This window comes from Cohnella abietis, from assembly GCF_004295585.1.
Taxonomy (GTDB): domain Bacteria; phylum Bacillota; class Bacilli; order Paenibacillales; family Paenibacillaceae; genus Cohnella; species Cohnella abietis.
Window position 1 is genome coordinate 2,761,589 of the sequence record NZ_AP019400.1, and the last position, 16,894, is coordinate 2,778,482.

Sequence of the window (16,894 nt, forward strand, 5' to 3'; positions counted from 1 at the left end):
TGGGCAAATAAGAGTTATTGGGTTCGTTGGCCATATGTTCGATAAGTTACTTCCGCTAACCATATATTAGTATGTTTTGATATTTCCTCTAATCTGCGATATAATCTTGAGAAAAAATTACAGTGGAATTTACTGCTATAGCAACAATATTCCGACTATTCAGATTATTAATCAACTCTATTCTCAGCAAACAACCAGGAGGAGTAATATAATGCGCCAAGATAAATTGCTAATCCCTACTTTACGCGAGGCTCCATCTGATGCAGAGGCAATAAGTCATCAATTATTGGTGAGGGCTGGATTTATAAGGCAAGTGGCAGCTGGCGTTTATACATATCTTCCTTTAGGATGGCGAGTTTTAAAAAAGGTTTCAGATATTGTTCGATATGAGATGGACAGTATCGATGCTCAAGAAATTCTGCTTCCTGCGATGCAGCCTGCTGAACTATGGCAAACATCTGGACGTTACTCGGCATATGGTCCAGAACTAGTCCGTCTTAAAGACCGTCACCAGAGAGAGTTTATACTCGGTCCTACACATGAAGAAATAATAACCAGCTTAGTTCAAAATGAGATCACATCCTACCGCAAACTCCCATTGACTCTTTATCAGATTCAAACGAAGTTTAGGGATGAAAGAAGACCACGCTTTGGGTTGCTTAGAGGGAGAGAGTTCCTGATGAAGGACGCTTACTCCTTTCATTCTGACTGGTCTAGTCTTAATGATACATATTGGAATGTGCATGAAGCCTATTCTAGAATTTTTAACAGATGTGGCTTAGATTTCAGACCTGTTGAAGCCGATGCTGGAGCCATTGGTGGCGAAGGTGGAACCCATGAGTTTATGGCTTTAGCTGATATTGGTGAAGATACCATTGTATCGTGCTCCAATTGTTCGTATGCAGCTAATTTAGAAAAGGCTGAAACAACTAACAGCCAATTCGAAGTGCACAATGTAGATTTACCGAAAAATGAAAAGCTATATACACCCGGAATAAAAACCATTGAAGATTTAGTAAAGCATACTAGTTTCGGTGCAGATAAATTTGTTAAAACAATCATTTATAAAAGAGATGACACACTTATTGCGGTGTTAATCCGAGGTGACCACGAGGTTAATGAACTAAAAATAAAAAACTTTCTAAATGCAGAAAGTCTTGTTTTGGCTGATCTTGAATCTATAAAGGAAATGGGCTCGGTATCTGGTTTTATTGGACCTATTGGTATTTCCATTCCCATCCTTATAGATCGAGATGTTGCATCAATGTCTTCCATGATAGTTGGGGCTAATGTGACTGATTACCATCTCATAAATGTTGCAGCTGGTCGTGACTTCACAGTTGATCAAATTGGTGATTTTCGCAATGTGACGGAGCTCGATCTTTGTCCACTTTGCTCTGGAAGCTTGCAATTTCATAGAGGAATAGAAGTTGGTCATGTATTTAAGCTAGGAACGAAGTATAGCGACAAGTTCGGAGCAAAATACAAAGACGATAAAGGTAATGAAGAATTGATGATAATGGGATGTTACGGTATTGGTGTTTCGAGGATTTTGTCCGCAGTTGTCGAGCAGAACCATGACGCTAATGGAATCATCTGGCCTTATTCTATTTCGCCATATCAAGTTCATCTAATACTAATATCCATTAATGAGGAACAGCAATTAGAGCTTGCAGAGAGCCTATATACGCAACTCAAGAATGAAGGAATAGAAGTATTATTTGATAACCGTGATGAACGACCAGGTGTTAAATTTAAGGATGCAGATTTAATCGGAATTCCTACACGAATTACTGTAGGCAAGCAAGCTAAGGAAGGGCTAATTGAATATAAAGAGAGAAGTAATAACGTTCAAATAACGGCGAGTACGGATGAGGTAATCCAACGAATAAAAGGGATAGCTTCAGAAAATACTTCTCTGTTTTAAGGCTCTTTATCAAAAAAGATGAGTATCATTCCACAGCCTTCATTTGTATTTCTAGTTCCTTGGTTATGTTATCTTGTCGGTAACTTACAGTTATCGATTTATTATCTACGTCAAAAAAATCCTTGGGTAAAGTAGCTGTTTGCGTTTCTTTTTTGTTTTTTTGAAGCAGCATGGATTCAACGGCTAGACATTCATTTGAAGTCAGTGTTAGGCTTTTATTTGAAATAAGCAGCCCACAATCATACACCAGATGTAACGACTTCTCAGACTTATTACTAAATTCAATATAGGTCTTATAGTTTAGCTTATCAGCATCAATTTCTGCATTTATATTTACTCTTAAGAATTCATCCTCAATGGTGCCCTTTAATTGATTGGATAGTTCTTTTTTTACAGAAGATGGGGGATCGATCAAGCTTTCTTTAGTACCCTCCGGCTTTTCCTGTAAATCTTCAGAAGTATTGAATTCTGACGAATTGCTATGGATAGCTTCTTGCACACTACAACCTGTTAAGAGAACCACGCAAACAATTACTATTATTACTCCAAATGCAAACATTCTTCTCATCTTAGTCACCTCGTTCTTGAGACGAAATAAACAAGAAAAATGTTCCACAATATTTAATTTCTATGTACCGCCGTCCCAAGGAGGGGCGGCGGTACACGTTTTAGAGACACATATCGCAATCTATGAATTTGCAGGAAGCTTAATTGATTGAATCAGTGCCGGAAGATCTTTTTCTACATATTTTTGATAGGTTTGGCTAAGTAGGCCTTCGATGAGCTGATCTTTAACCTGCTCAACCGTATAGGTGACGCGTGAATCTACTTTCATTATATGATAGCCGAAGTCGGTTTTAACGGGATCGCTAATTTGATTGAGGGGCAGCTCGGCTCCTGCTTTCTTAAATTCTGTGACAAATTGAGTCAGTTGTGCATCTGCGTATAAGCCGCCCTTGTCCTTCGAGCCGGGGTCGTCCGAATATTCTTTGGCTAATGCGGCGAAATCCCCGCCATCGTTAAGCTTAGCCTGCACTTCCAGTGCTCTTATACGAGCTTCTTCCGGTGTGCGAATGGATTTGCCTGTTTGATTGTCTATCGTCGCTATAAGAATGTGACGAACGCTCGCGGTTACGAACGCAGCGGAATCTGCTTTGCGCTGGCGATCGTATTCGGCTTTCACTGTTTTGTCGTCAATCATACCTGAGAGCGCTTTGCTGATTAGGACCTGCCGTTTAATGAACAGCTTAAGATCAGCTTCCGACAGCTTTGATGCCTTCAACTGGCTTGCAAACTTCTCCTCAGTGCCGAAATATGTCTTAATTTGCTTTATTTCTGTAGTCACAACATTAGCTGCTTCCTTGCCGAAGGCAGCTTCTGACTTGGCGGCAAGCAGCTTTAAGGCGATTAGTTGTTTAACCGCAAGCTGTTTATCAGAGGGAATGGCTTGTGAAAAATAGAAAGAGTATGCAGCTAAGTAAGTATCGAATTCTTTTTGAGTAATCGATCCACCCTTGTATACAGCAATAGCAGAAGTGCCGAACGATACCGTTCCTGTCTTTTCATCGAACACTGCGGTTTTACCGAATACTTCAGCAACAGATTTAACAGGTACATATACCGTATCCTTGTAGGTGAATCCGGAAGCGCTTGCAGTTGGCTTGTCCGTGCCGTCGAGCTTGAACTTTAGATCCCGCAAAAACACGTTTATTGACTTACTATTTGCGGCGTAGGCCATAGACCCTGTGAGCATAGAACCTAGCAATAAACCTACAACTAAGCCCTTCATCTTGTCCTTCATTACTCTCATCCTCACTTTGGCATAATAGGAAAATAATACGATCCTCTATCATTGTGCATGCATTACCCTATATAAATCAATAGATATTTCGAACCTGAATAAATGGTCACAGCCATGTGCGTTTGAGTGTATGCAAGTATAGAAACAAGGCTTCCCGGAAAGATTCGATATCTAAAGAGAGGGAGTGGATTAAATTCTTTACCTGTTCCGTTGTTTCGCCTGCGAATGGGGCCTGCCAGCGTCTAACATTGTGATTCCAGAATAATCTAGAGGTCGCAGAGTGGTATGTTTTGATCATTTCCTCGTTGCTGCTTAACCTAATAAATTGACCAAGTAGCTCAAATTCGAATGCAATAAATTCATTGATGAATCCACCAGACTCTTCCCGATCTGCCTTGAGCATCAGCGCTTGAAAGGCTTCTGACATACTAGCTGTCATATGGTGCAAGTCTTCGCGTTTAGATTCCCATGAGGTGCTTATCGAGAACAATACCATCGAAATGACAACGTCGAGCAGATCACTAACTCTTTGGGAAGAAGAATCTAATATAATAACGCCATGCTTGGAAGCGATACGAACGTAACCTTCTAGCTCCAATTGCTGAAGAGCGGCACGAATGGGAGTGCGACTCATATCGAGCTTTTGGCTGATTTGTACTTCAGAAGTTACCGTACCCTTAGGGAAATCTCCATTCACGATCCATTGATGAATGATTTCATAGGCTTGTTGACGCAAGGATGGATTGCCCACTTGATCTTCCCTCCCATATGAAAATTAAGTATGCTAATCATAGAACAAGTAGTGTCAGAAAGGAAGATCTTGAGAGATGCCCACCAACGGAACTACACTTAGGGAAACAGCCTATCAGAAAATAAAGAGCAGTATCGTAAACGGAGAGTGGGAGGGAGGCACCTTTCTTTCGGAAAAACAGCTTAGCGAACGTCTGCAAATGAGCAAGACACCGATTCGTTCAGCTTTGGATCGACTTGAGATGATGGGTCTCGTAAAGCTTGTGCCCAATCAAGGCTTTGTCGTGCAAGAGCTTTCCCTGAAGAAGATTATGGACATCTATGAATTGAGATTGTCTCTGGAAACGTTCGCTGCAAATCATCTGACTGGAAAAATGGACCGGCTTTTCTTTGACAAGCTTGATGCCAATTTGGCGCTGCAAGCAGATGCAGTGGAGAGTGAAGATATTGTGAAATATGTTGAGCTGGATCGACAGTTTCATGAATGTATCATTTCGGGAATGGCCAATGAGGAATATGCGGATGCGATGAGCAGAATCCATGATAAATTTCTAATTGCTGTTCGAACAACCTTCTATAAGAATAAGAAGCGTTTGAGCAGCAGTTTGAATGAGCATAAGCAAATTCGTCATGCATTGGAAGGCAATGATCCGGCAGCAACAGTAGCTTTGGTTAAGAAGCATATTGAGTTCGTCGAACAGATCATGCTTTGATGTATACAAGTTAGACATCTTGAGCGATCAGTCTCCTCATGCTACGTTTATCTCATCCTAATTACGGAGGTTATGTAGCATGAAGATTACAGATATCCGCACTTATATCGTAGGCAATCCGTGGAAAAATTGGTTGTTTATCCAGGTGGATACGGATGAAGGAATTAGCGGCTTGGGAGAAGGAACGTTAAACGGGTTCTCCAAGACAGTAGAGGCAGCTATTCATGAGTTAAAGCATTTGGTGATAGGAATGGATCCGTTTGACGTGGAAACGATATCTCTCAAAATGATTCGCGATGTATATTCGGATGGCGGCCAAATTCAAGGCTCTGCTCTTGCGGCTGTTGAAACCGCTTGCTGGGATATTATGGGCAAGGCAACAGGGTTGCCGATCTATAAGCTACTTGGAGGCAAATGTCATGATAAGCTACGCTGCTATGCCAATGGCTGGTACCGTGGAGAAACGAGCGAGGCCGGTTTCTTCGAGCAAGCACGTGAAGTTGTGGACAAGGGCTATACAGCTTTGAAATTTGATCCATTTGGAGCAGCTTGGAGAACCGTTGACCGTTCCGATTTTGCGAAAGCTATTGGAAATATTGCTGCCGTGCGGGAAGCGGTAGGGCCGGATGTTGATATATTAATCGAAGGACATAATCGATTCAGTGTTCATACGGCATTACAGTTCGCGGAGGCGATGCTCCCGTATAGTCCTACTTGGTTCGAAGCGCCTGTTCCTCCATCCCGCGTTTCTTCGGTCGTTGAAGTGGCCAAACGCAGTGCTGTACCTATTGCTTGCGGTGAAGATTATTACAATCGCGAGCAGTTTGCCGAGCTACTTAAGCACGACGCCGTTCATATTATTCAGCTAGAGCCGCAATTCCTTGGATTAAGTGCATCTAAGCAGATTTGTGGGATGGTTCACGCGCATAACGGAGTTACTGCTCCGCATAGCGCTCAAGGTCCTATCTGTTCCATCGTTTGCTCCCATTTGAACATGGCGACTCCGAATTTCTTCCTGCATGAAATCTTCGATGATTTCAACCATTCATGGGCACAGGAAATATTTACACCTCCATTCAGAGTGGTGGACGGCTACCTGCAGCCACCGGAGCGTCCCGGACTTGGGGTAGAGCTTAATCTGGAGGAAGCTGCTAAGTATCCTTATCAGCCTGGTCACTGGCTACCGCTATTCAAGTCGGGCTGGGAAAAACGGGAGCCAGTCCAATGAAGGAGTTGAACATGTTGACTATGAAGGCATTAGTATATGAAGGTCCAAGAACGATGAATATGAGGGAAGTTCCCATTCCGGTATTAAAGTCAGATGAGGTTCTTATCCGAGTGGAGCGGGTCGGAATATGTGGCTCCGAGCTCGGTGGATATTTGGGACATAATTCACTGCGTAAGCCACCTCTTATTATGGGACATGAATTTTCAGGCATTATTGAAAGCGTAGGGGAGCAGGTAAATAGCTTTCAGCCAGGCGTACGCGTCACGGCTAATCCATTAGTTACTTGCGGAACGTGTCGTTATTGCCGCAACGGACAATCCCAATTGTGCAGCGCAAGGAACTTGCTCGGAGCGCACAGGCCGGGGGCATTCGCACAATTTGTTGCTGTCCCAGCAAAGAACGTCTATCGGTTAGAAGATCATATATCGTTCGATGAAGGAGCTTTAGCGGAGCCGTTGGCTTGTGCGGTTCACATTTGTCGGCTATTAAGCTTAACTCCAACAAATAGGCTACTCATATACGGCGCAGGTCCAATAGGGTTATTCGCGTTGCAGGCAGCTAAGGTTTACGGATTAAGCGATATCGTTATTGTAGATTTAAATGAAGCAAGACTTGAGATCGCTAGAGAGCTCGGCTGTATTGCGGTAACAAGCCTGGACAGTATCGACAATGCTAATGGATTCGATGCCGTCATTGATGCCGTAGGAGCGGAATTTACCCGTCAGAAAAGCATTGCAGCAGCTCGTCCCGGAGGAAAGGTTATATTCACGGGCTTACATGAAGCCGATAGCAAATTGCCTGTGAACGATATGATTCGTAACGAGATTTGGACGCAAGGCGCTTTCGCCTATTCCGAAGAAGACTTTGAAACGGCATTGCTATGGATCGGGCAAGGAAAAATTCATTTGCTTCCATGGATGGAGACTGCACAGCTTAGCGATGGAAGCGCATGTTTCGAGAAGCTGATTACGGGTCCGGGGAAAGTGGCGAAAATCGTACTCTCGTTGGAAAATATATAACTCAAACGCAATAAAAGTATACTGACTCCGAGGTGAGCCGATGAGCTGGGAAGGTAAGGTCATTATCGTAACGGGCGGCGGTGGCGGTATTGGTCGCGCAATCGTACACAGATTCGCCGAAGCTGGGAGTACAGTCGTTATCGTAGGTCGAACTTTGAGTAAGGTTGAAGCTGTACAATTGGAGATTAAGGAAAAGGGTTATCAAGCGGTTGCCATGTCTGCGGATGTATCGTCGGAAGAGGATGTGAAGCGGGTTGTAAGAGACACGGTAGAGTTATTTGGTAGAGTTGACGTGATGGTCAACAATGCCGCTGTTTGTCCGCAAATCCGCTTGACTGACTTAAGTCTGGCCGAATGGAATAACGTCGTAACCAATAATTTAACGTCGGTATTTCTGTTCTGCAAAGAGGTTATTCCGTCTATGCTGAAGCAAGGCGGAGGGGCTATTGTAAACTTGAGCTCCGTGCATGCCCTAGCTACTCTCGACGGCTATTCGGCCTACTCTGCATCTAAAGCCGGAATTGTTGGGTTGACGCGGGCGATTGCGCTTGACTACGCGAAGCAGAACATTCGTGCCAACACGGTGCTACCTGGAGCGGTACAGACTCCGATGCTGGAAAGCAGCGTGAAAAACTTGGATACGGCTCGGGAAGATATTATGAAGCAATGGAATGATTCGCAGCCTATCGGTCGTGTAGGACAGCCGGAGGAAATTGCAGCAGTGGTGATGTTCGCCGCAAGCAGCGACAATTCGTTCATGACGGGTACGACTTTGGTAGCCGACGGTGGAATGACTGCAGAATTGTGATAACGGTTATGAAAGACAAGTGATTGTGCCGCAATGGGACAGAGATAGGCGGAGACGCCGTCTAATTCTCGGCATTGGGAGCGAAATGGGAAAGAGTTAGGCGGAGGTGCCGACTAATTCTCTGTATTGGAGCGAAATGGGAAAGAGTTAGGCGGAGACGCCGACTAATTCTCGGCATTGGGAGCGAGATGGGGAAGAGATAGGCGGAGGTGCCGACTAATTCTCTGTATTGGAGCGAAATGGGAAAGAGATAGGCGGAGGTGCCGACTAATTCTCTGTATTGGAGCGAAATGGGAAAGAGTTAGGCGGAGACGCCGACTAATTCTGCCCAAAAACAGGGACTGCCTCAGAAGGTAATTACCTTCTGGTACAGCCCCTGTTTGCCATGCATCGAAGCCAGCCATAACCGAAACGACTGCTAAGAAATCTTGCCCATCAGACGAGGAAGGGCTTCAAGCAGCAGCTCTCTTGTAAAAGCATCGCCGGAATTCCATTTCGCTGCTTCCACGACATAAACTCTACCCTTCTGAACAGCAGGGAGGCTTCGCCAGAGGGCGCTTCTCATGAGCTCCTCCATGGCTTCTTTAGAATCCTTTTTCTGAGGAAGCAGCATGAAAATTCTATCTCCCGCATATTCAGGTAAAAGCTCTGCAGAGATTTCCATAAACCCATCCCCTGAATCGATAATTTCCTGAATTCTATCAACAGGCTGAAAGCCGAAAGGGTGGTAGAGTGCCGAAGAAAGTCCAGACGCCCCCATAACGAATAGCCGCTCCCCATGATCGAAAATAAACACAGAGGCTGTTTCACCATGATTAATATGGGTTTGTAGCTTTTTCCACGCGAGCGCAGCTTTAGTGTTATACACATCCAGCCACTTCTCAACCTCATGCTTTCTTCCAAGTAAATGGCCGAGTGCATTCATACGCTGCTCTAGCGGTGCGAAGGTATTAAATGTTACAGTAGGAGCAATTTTAGAGATTTTGCTGTATTGCCTTTCATCAGCGTTGGCGAAAATAATTAAATCCGGCTTCAGCGCCTTTAAGATATTAGGATTAATAGGATCTCCAACATCCTCTACATTCTTTACCCTATCTTTAAACGCGGAATGATCAATCCAGAATACTCCCCCACCGATAGCTTCAATGCCAAGAGCTAGTAGATCACCGAAGGTTTCCCCGAAAAAGATAATACGCTGGGGCTGAGCTGGTATTTCAACATCGTGTCCTGTCCAATCTCTCACTTTTGTTTTATTACGCTTATAACGGGCATATTGCTTAGGAGTCACACCAGTCGTATGACGAAATCTCCGGTTAAAGTAGTACTCATCAGTAAAGCCGACCTGGTGGGCAATTTCCCGTAAAGGTGCATTGGAATCAATGAGCAATTCCTTAGAGCGATTAATACGTAGCTCTGTTAAGAAATCTAGCGGTCGCTTGCCAGTTAACTCCTGAAATATGGGAGTGAACTGCCAGTGCGGCATGTTAGCTAATTGGGCAAGCTGTTTGACTGTAATATTGTGTGTGTAGTTGTTCTGCAAATAATGAATAGTGCTTTCGACCGATTGGGTAGAGTTAAACAAGCTGTCAGAAGGTAGATTATGTTCGATTATAAAGCCAAGCAATTCCTGAAAGCGCAGCTGCTGCTTAAACGACTCAATATCGCTCTCGTAGCTTCTTTCCGCATATATTTCCTCTGTGAGACGAATTAATCGAGAGAAGGGGTATGCGATCATTTCAAATCGGTCGGCAAAAATATTTTCTACATATATCTCAGGCTGCTGATTTAGATTGCTTATGGCAGTAAAGCTAATTTGGAAAAAGCGAAGTGCTTTGTCATGTCCATTTTCGATTTGAATGGACCGATTCGGTGACAGCAAATAGCACTTGTCAGCAGTGAAAGGGACAATATGGCTATCCATATGTAAGCAGCCTGTTCCAGCAGTAACGATCAGTAGTGTATGATACGTCGTTGTTTGTTTATCGGAATGCCACCCTACAGATTGGACTTGTAGCTCAATATCCGACAGGTGGAAAATCAGGGAGCGGAGTGGAGCAGATGTCGGCGCTCGGTTGATCATCTAAATGTGCTCCTTTTTTAGTGAGAATGATTATCATCTATCTCTCATTGTATATAAATAAAAGAAGCTTTTCAACGGAATCTTGAAAAGCTTCTTATGTATGTTAGTAATAAAAATCGATTTATTTAAGAATCATTTTTGGCAGCTCGTCCACCAACCATTCTCTAGCTATTGCATCACTATTGGATTTGTTAATATCTAAATAATAGACATGACCTTTCTTAACAGCAGGAAGATTGAGCCAAATAGAACTCTTCATCATCGCTTCAGTTGACTGCCTTGACTCATCTTCAGTAGGATTAAGAATAAAAATACGATCGCCAGCAAATTCCGGTAAAGTCTCCATAGAGAGTTGTGCGAAACCTTTATTAGAGTCTAGTACAGCTTGAATTTTTTCAGTAGGCTTAAACCCGTCTGGAACGTATAATGTTTGAGGGAGACCTGCACGCGCCATAACAAACAAGCGATCACCTGGATAGTAAGTAAAGACGGAAGCCGTTTCACCTGGTTGTATTACTCCATCATCATGTAGCTGCTTCCACATTGCGGCAGTTTTATCGTTGTATTTTGCAATCCACTGCTCCGCTTCTTGTTTCTTACCAATATAATCGCCAAGCAATAGCATTCTATCTTCTAATGAAGCGAAGGTATCAAATACAATTGTTGGAGCAATCTTGGAAAGCTGCTCATATACCTTCTCATCGGCGTCGCCAGTGATGATCAGATCTGGATTAAGCCCAATTGATATTTCTAGATTAATAGGAAAACCAACATCGGTAAGTTGTTTAACTTTATCCTCGTAAACGGAGTCTACCGTAAAAATATAAGCAGCTCCAACGAGCTTTGCGTCAAGTGCTATGAGATCGCTTAAAGTCTCGCCCCAATAGATGATTCTTTGAGGAGAAGTTGGGATTTCTACCTCGTGCCCTACATAATCCTTAATTTTTCGAGTATTAGCTGGTGCTTCTTCGGTGCTCTCAGCGGCTTTTTCCGAAGCGTAAGGGGAGCTAGTCTGAACGTTACTACCTGTTGCCTCTGCATTATTTTGTTTACCTGAATCTTTACCGCAAGCGAGTAACAGCGTACTCATTAATGCTAACATACATAAAACTGTCGTAAAATTTTTTGCAAACTTCATGTTTTATTCCCCCAGAATGGTATAATATAGATAATGATTATGATTCTCATTATCAATAAAATCAATCATAATGGCTACATATAGATGACTCAATGGATAAACTCAGGCTCTGCATTTCATTTTGTACAAAAAGGGCCCTCACAGAGTCGTTATATATAGAAGTGTCATTAAAAATTAATTTTGTACAAAAAAACATTCACATTTGTCCATTGAAATATTTAGGAATAATGTTATATACTCAATTGGGTGAAAATGAGAATCAATATCATTGTTATTGAGAAAAGCAAGTAATGAAAGACAAATAGACAGCAAGGGTGGCAAGTATGAATCAAATAGGGAATTCGGTAAATGGAAAGGCAGCCACGAAGGCTGTAAAGCTGCGAACACGACCGTGGGCAGCAGTGCTAATTCTTACTCTTGGTATAGTTGCATTAGGATTAGGTATTGCTGTGTCCATATCATTCGGTGCGGCAAATATTAAGCTTTCCGAGGTGTGGGCAGCGATCTTTCAGTTTAATCCTGATTTAACGCAGCATCAGATTATTCAGGAGCTCCGTCTGCCACGTGTGCTTGGTGGGGCAATGGTAGGGGCAAGCTTCGCAGTAGCAGGAGCTATTATGCAAGGGATGACTCGTAACCCGTTAGCAGACTCCGGATTACTGGGAATTAATGCAGGGGCAGGCTTCATGCTAGCTGTTTGCTTTGCTTTTCTGCCAGGGCTACCGTTCATGTACCTCATCCTTTATTCTTTCTTGGGTGCAGCTGTGGGTGCGGGGCTAGTATATGGTATTGGCTCCTTGGCCAAAGGAGGACTAACTCCAGTAAGGCTAGTGTTGGCAGGTGCAGCTTTGAGTGCGCTGTTGTCAGCACTAAGTGAAGGAATTGCGTTATATTTCCGTATTGGCCAGGATTTAGCGTTCTGGTATGCAGGTGGTGTGGCAGGAACGAAATGGTTCCAGCTCAAAATTATGTTTCCATGGTTTGCCATCGCCATTATTGGATCGATTATCATTTCCCGTTCGATTACGATGCTCAGCCTTGGTGATGACGTAGCTAAAGGCCTTGGGCAACGCACTGCCATAGTCAAGCTGGCGGGTACGGTTTTTGTATTGATTCTAGCGGGCTCATCTGTTGCTATAGTTGGGGCGGTCGGGTTTATCGGACTCATTATTCCTCACTTGACGCGTTATCTTGTTGGGGTTGATTATCGCTGGATTATTCCATGCTCTGCAGTGCTCGGAAGTCTCTTAGTTGTGCTTGCTGACTTAGCAGCACGGATGATCAATCCACCATATGAGACGCCAATCGGAGCCCTTATTGCACTCTTTGGTGTTCCATTCTTCCTATATTTGGCACGTAAAGAAAGGAGAGAGCTGTAACGATGAAGGATGTATCGTTAAATCTTTCCGAACAGCGTCAAAGAAAACGGAGCATTACAGTGTTAACGGTGCTCGGAATTCTTATTGTCATTGTTTTTATTATTAGTATGAATACTGGTTACATACGTCTGTCCCCGAAGATTTTGGTTCAAACCTTATTCGGTATGGGAACTGAAAAGCAATCGCTTATTTTGTTTGAATTTAGGCTCCCACGAATTGTAATATCTTTGCTTATAGGTGCTGGACTGGCAATCTCTGGTTGCGTTATGCAAGGGATTTCCCGAAATGCTCTAGCCGATCCCGGTATTCTAGGTATTAATGCTGGTGCGGGGCTCATGGTAATGCTGTTTATTTCCTTCTATCCTTCGACTGCAGCGGCTCCGGTATATTTGCTTCCGGTACTCGCTTTAGTCGGTGCAGGGCTAACAGCCACACTCATATACACCCTTGCGTACAAACGGCATCATGGCATATCGCCAACTCGGTTACTGCTTACAGGTATAGCTGTAGCTGCAGGTATTAGCGCAGCTACAATCGTACTGACACTGCGGTTAAGCCCTGACAAGTATCAGTTTGTTGCAACATGGATGGCAGGAAGTATTTGGGGTACAAGCTGGAAGTTTGTACTGGCATTGCTGCCATGGATTTTGATACTAGTTCCATTTGTCATTCTCAAAGCAAGAGCTCTGAATGTACTAAGCTTAGGAGATCATTTGGCTAAAGGACTTGGAGCTTCAGTTGAGAAGGAACGACTCATATTACTTGCAGCAGCGGTTGGTCTTGCAGCGTCTTGTGTTGCTGTAAGCGGAGGTATCGGATTTGTCGGACTCATTGGTCCACATTTGGGACGACGTTTGGTTGGACCTAAGCACCAGATGCTGCTTCCTGTTTCAGCTTTAACTGGAGCTCTCTTAGTTATAACAGCGGATACGCTCGGACGCTGGATATTGCAGCCATCGGAAATTCCTACAGGTATAGTCGTTGCTGTCATTGGTGCGCCATATTTCCTATACTTATTGGCTAAAGCGAAATCATAAGAAATTCATACCCGAAGTAATAAAGGAGTCGTAAAAAATAATGATTCATCGCTTTTTTGCATACTATCAGCCATACAAGAGATTGTTTTTAATCGACTTTGGCTGTGCGATACTTGCAGGATTAATAGAGCTTGGTTTCCCACTTGTCGTTAACCGTTTTGTAGATGATCTTCTACCAGGTGGAAAATGGGATTTAATTGTTTGGGCTTCAATCGGCCTATTGGCCTTATATATCTTTAATACATTTTTGCTCTATGTCGTCAATTATTGGGGACATATGCTTGGTATTAATATTGAAACAGATATGCGTAAAAAATTGTTTGACCATATTCAGAAGCTGTCATTTCGATTTTTTGATAACACCAAAACAGGGCATCTCATGTCGAGGCTGACCAATGATATGATGCAAATCGGTGAAATGGCCCATCACGGTCCAGAAGATCTGTTTATTGCCGTGATGACACTTGCTGGATCGTTTACCTTGATGATGTTTATCAATTGGAAGCTTGCTTTACTTACCTTCATAATAGTTCCAGCAATTATTTGGCTTGTGGTTTACTTCAACGGAAAGATGACGAAAGCAATAGACCAATTGTTTACCGACATCGGTGATTTTAATGCAAGAGTGGAAGACAACGTAGGAGGCATACGCGTTGTTCAAGCGTTCTCTAACGAGGAGCATGAGAAGGATCAATTTGCCGTTAACAACAGCAGGTTTCGTAAGACGAAGCTGGTCTCTTATAAGCTGATTGCTAAAAATGGCTCGATTAGCTACATGATGATGCGCTTCGTTACATTGTTCGTGATGGTATGCGGCACTTGGTTTGTTATTGAAGGTGAATTAACTTATGGCCAGTTTATCGGGTTTCTACTGTTAACCAATGTTTTCTTCAGACCCATTGAGAAGATTAACGCTATTATTGAGAGCTACCCGCAAGGGTTTGCTGGTTTCAAACGTTATGTAGAGCTACTTGATACTGAGCCGGATGTTTCTGACGCTCCAAATGCAGTGAATCTGAAAGAATTGCAGCATGAGATCAAATTCAATAAGATTTCCTTTGGCTATGAAGGAAGCTCAAATGTACTTAGTAATATTGATCTAACGATTCGCAAGGGAGAAACTATAGCTTTTGTCGGTCCTTCAGGAGCGGGGAAAACAACCTTGTGTAGCCTGCTGCCACGATTCTACGAAGTGAATTCAGGAGCGATTACAATTGATGGCGTAGACATTCGCGATGTTAAATTACACTCATTGCGAACGCAAATCGGTATTGTACAGCAAGATGTATTCCTGTTTGCTGGAACCATTCGTGAGAATATTCTATATGGCAAGCTAGGTGCAACAGAGCATGAGGTTTGGGAAGCGGCCCGTCGGGCGAAGCTTAGTGAGTTTATACAGGCGCAGCCGGATGGATTGGATACGGTTATCGGTGAGCGGGGAGTGAAGCTATCTGGCGGACAGAAGCAGCGGCTATCCATTGCTCGGATGTTCCTTAAGAATCCACCTATTCTAATACTAGATGAAGCGACATCTGCGCTAGATACGGAAACCGAAGCGGTTATTCAGCAGTCGCTAGCTGAACTGTCAGAAGGACGTACTACGCTTGTTATTGCACATCGACTGGCGACCATTAAGAACGCAGATCGCATTGTAGTTGTCACGCAAGAAGGGATCACTGAGCAAGGACAGCATAAAGAGCTTGTCGCAGCTGGAGGCGTCTACAGTCGCCTGCATAAGGCGCAATTCAGCACATAACGTATCGCTGTGATACGTAACTGGAGGAATAAGCATGACAAACCAATTAGAGCTATTCGACACGACCATTATAGGCGGGGGACCTGCTGGAATGTACACAGCATTTTACAGCGGCATGCGCGATTTGAAGACTAAGATTATTGATGCACAGGACCAACTGGGTGGTAGACTGCTCACCTATCCGGAGAAGGTAATCTGGGACGTAGGCGGCGTAACCCCAATTCTATGTGAGCAGCTTATTTCTCAATTGGTGCAGCAAGCCCAAACCTTCGAACCGACTATTGTGCTCGGTCAGCAAATCGCGGGCTTGGAGCACCAGCCGGATGGTACGATGATTTTGACAGCGACTAATGGTGAGCAGCACTGGACGAAGACGGTTATTCTAGCAATCGGATATGGTATTCGTAAGATGGCGAAGCTGGAAATTGAAGGTGCCGATCGTTATGAAGTGACGAACCTATACTACACTGTTCAGGAGCTAGAGACGTTCAGGAACAAGCGTGTACTAATATCTGGCGGTGGCGATTCTGCTGTCGATTGGGCGAATGCATTAGAGCCAATTGCGGCTAGTGTAACTGTCGTGCATAGACGAGAACAATTCGGCGGGCATGAAAGAAACATAAAGAAGATGAAGGAATCAAGTGTAAATGTCTTGGTGCCTTACCGTGTAGAGAAACTCCATAGTAAGGATGGAGCGGTTATTGATGAGGTAACGATTACTCATATGGTAACGGAAGAGCAGGAGCAATTAGAGGTTGATGCTATTATTGTTAATCATGGAATGAAGTCTGACTTCGGTCCAATCAGGGATTGGGGACTGGATATCGGAGAATGGAACATTCAAGTATCTGAGAGAATGTGTACTAACATTCCTGGGATCTTTGCAGCAGGCGATACTGTGAACTATGGCAGTAAGGTTGGACTAATTGCTGGTACCTTCAATGACGGTGTTCTTGCACTTAATAGTGCTAAGCTGTTCATGGAGCCGGAGGCTCACAAGTATGCTTATGTTTCTTCACATAATGAGAAGTTTAAGGAGAAGAACAAGGCACTTGGCATAGTAGTGGAGGAAGAAGAGGAAGAATAAAACTACGACTGTTCGATAGGCAGTCGTGCTAAGCAATAGCAAGGCCGCCTAACCATTATCTTAGACTGCCCTTCGGGGTAGTCTTTTTACGTTGGGTGACGGAACTGAGTTGCATAACGGCAGATCATCTGGTTAAGATGAGGGGTACAGAGAGTTTAGGGTAGTTAAAAG

Annotated in this window: 14 protein-coding genes; 9 read left to right on the forward strand and 5 right to left on the reverse strand. The window is 43.7% G+C overall.

What is annotated here, in order from left to right; all coding sequences use genetic code 11:
- Positions 1 to 211 precede the first annotated feature (211 nt).
- On the forward strand, positions 212 to 1,927 hold the full coding sequence (locus KCTCHS21_RS11580; protein ID WP_130607864.1) for a proline--tRNA ligase: 1,716 nt from the start codon (positions 212 to 214) through the stop codon (positions 1,925 to 1,927).
- A 25-nt stretch (positions 1,928 to 1,952) separates the two neighbouring features.
- On the opposite strand, the gene KCTCHS21_RS11585 is transcribed toward KCTCHS21_RS11580, so the two are convergent.
- From KCTCHS21_RS11585 to KCTCHS21_RS11595, 3 genes are all read right to left on the reverse strand, one after another.
- A complete protein-coding gene (locus KCTCHS21_RS11585; RefSeq protein ID WP_130607866.1) occupies positions 1,953 to 2,495 on the reverse strand; it encodes a hypothetical protein in 543 nt (180 codons plus the stop codon).
- Positions 2,496 to 2,615: 120 nt separating this feature from the next.
- Entirely contained in the window at positions 2,616 to 3,728 is a 1,113-nt protein-coding gene (locus KCTCHS21_RS11590; RefSeq protein ID WP_157994023.1) for a peptidylprolyl isomerase, read from the reverse strand.
- Between the two features lie 106 nt (positions 3,729 to 3,834).
- Positions 3,835 to 4,479 carry a GntR family transcriptional regulator gene (locus KCTCHS21_RS11595; RefSeq protein WP_130607870.1) on the reverse strand — a complete coding sequence of 215 codons (645 nt, stop codon included), beginning with the start codon at positions 4,477 to 4,479 and terminating at the stop codon, positions 3,835 to 3,837.
- Positions 4,480 to 4,555: 76 nt separating this feature from the next.
- Here KCTCHS21_RS11595 and KCTCHS21_RS11600 point away from each other — a divergent pair, with 76 nt between their 5' ends.
- The 4 genes from KCTCHS21_RS11600 (at position 4,556) to KCTCHS21_RS11615 (ending at position 8,246) form a co-directional block, all read left to right on the forward strand.
- Positions 4,556 to 5,191, forward strand: a complete 636-nt coding sequence (locus tag KCTCHS21_RS11600; protein WP_130607872.1) for a GntR family transcriptional regulator — start codon at positions 4,556 to 4,558, stop codon at positions 5,189 to 5,191.
- Positions 5,192 to 5,270: 79 nt separating this feature from the next.
- On the forward strand, positions 5,271 to 6,419 hold the full coding sequence (locus KCTCHS21_RS11605) for a mandelate racemase/muconate lactonizing enzyme family protein (RefSeq protein WP_130607875.1): 1,149 nt from the start codon (positions 5,271 to 5,273) through the stop codon (positions 6,417 to 6,419).
- Positions 6,416 to 7,438, forward strand: a complete 1,023-nt coding sequence (locus KCTCHS21_RS11610; protein ID WP_232058167.1) for a galactitol-1-phosphate 5-dehydrogenase — start codon at positions 6,416 to 6,418, stop codon at positions 7,436 to 7,438. Before KCTCHS21_RS11605 ends, KCTCHS21_RS11610 begins: the two co-directional genes overlap by 4 nt.
- A gap of 40 nt (positions 7,439 to 7,478) precedes the next feature.
- Positions 7,479 to 8,246, forward strand: a complete 768-nt coding sequence (locus KCTCHS21_RS11615) for an SDR family NAD(P)-dependent oxidoreductase (RefSeq protein WP_130607878.1) — start codon at positions 7,479 to 7,481, stop codon at positions 8,244 to 8,246.
- A 418-nt stretch (positions 8,247 to 8,664) separates the two neighbouring features.
- Here the strand turns inward: KCTCHS21_RS11615 and KCTCHS21_RS11620 are convergent, their stop codons facing one another.
- Positions 8,665 to 10,326 carry an AraC family transcriptional regulator gene (locus tag KCTCHS21_RS11620; RefSeq protein WP_130607881.1) on the reverse strand — a complete coding sequence of 554 codons (1,662 nt, stop codon included), beginning with the start codon at positions 10,324 to 10,326 and terminating at the stop codon, positions 8,665 to 8,667.
- Positions 10,327 to 10,447: 121 nt separating this feature from the next.
- Complete coding sequence (locus KCTCHS21_RS11625; RefSeq protein WP_130607884.1) at positions 10,448 to 11,464, reverse strand: ABC transporter substrate-binding protein; 1,017 nt, start codon at positions 11,462 to 11,464, stop codon at positions 10,448 to 10,450.
- 323 nt (positions 11,465 to 11,787) lie between these two features.
- Here KCTCHS21_RS11625 and KCTCHS21_RS11630 point away from each other — a divergent pair, with 323 nt between their 5' ends.
- The 4 genes from KCTCHS21_RS11630 to KCTCHS21_RS11645 are packed head-to-tail and all read left to right on the forward strand — an operon-like array spanning position 11,788 to position 16,723.
- Entirely contained in the window at positions 11,788 to 12,843 is a 1,056-nt protein-coding gene (locus KCTCHS21_RS11630) for a FecCD family ABC transporter permease (protein WP_130607887.1), read from the forward strand.
- A gap of 2 nt (positions 12,844 to 12,845) precedes the next feature.
- A complete protein-coding gene (locus tag KCTCHS21_RS11635; RefSeq protein ID WP_130607890.1) occupies positions 12,846 to 13,880 on the forward strand; it encodes a FecCD family ABC transporter permease in 1,035 nt (344 codons plus the stop codon).
- Positions 13,881 to 13,920: 40 nt separating this feature from the next.
- The gene (locus tag KCTCHS21_RS11640; protein WP_130607893.1) at positions 13,921 to 15,636 is read left to right on the forward strand and encodes an ABC transporter ATP-binding protein; all 1,716 of its coding nucleotides are present in this window, start codon (positions 13,921 to 13,923) and stop codon (positions 15,634 to 15,636) included.
- A 34-nt stretch (positions 15,637 to 15,670) separates the two neighbouring features.
- Entirely contained in the window at positions 15,671 to 16,723 is a 1,053-nt protein-coding gene (locus tag KCTCHS21_RS11645) for an NAD(P)/FAD-dependent oxidoreductase (RefSeq protein WP_130607896.1), read from the forward strand.
- Positions 16,724 to 16,894: the final 171 nt, after the last annotated feature.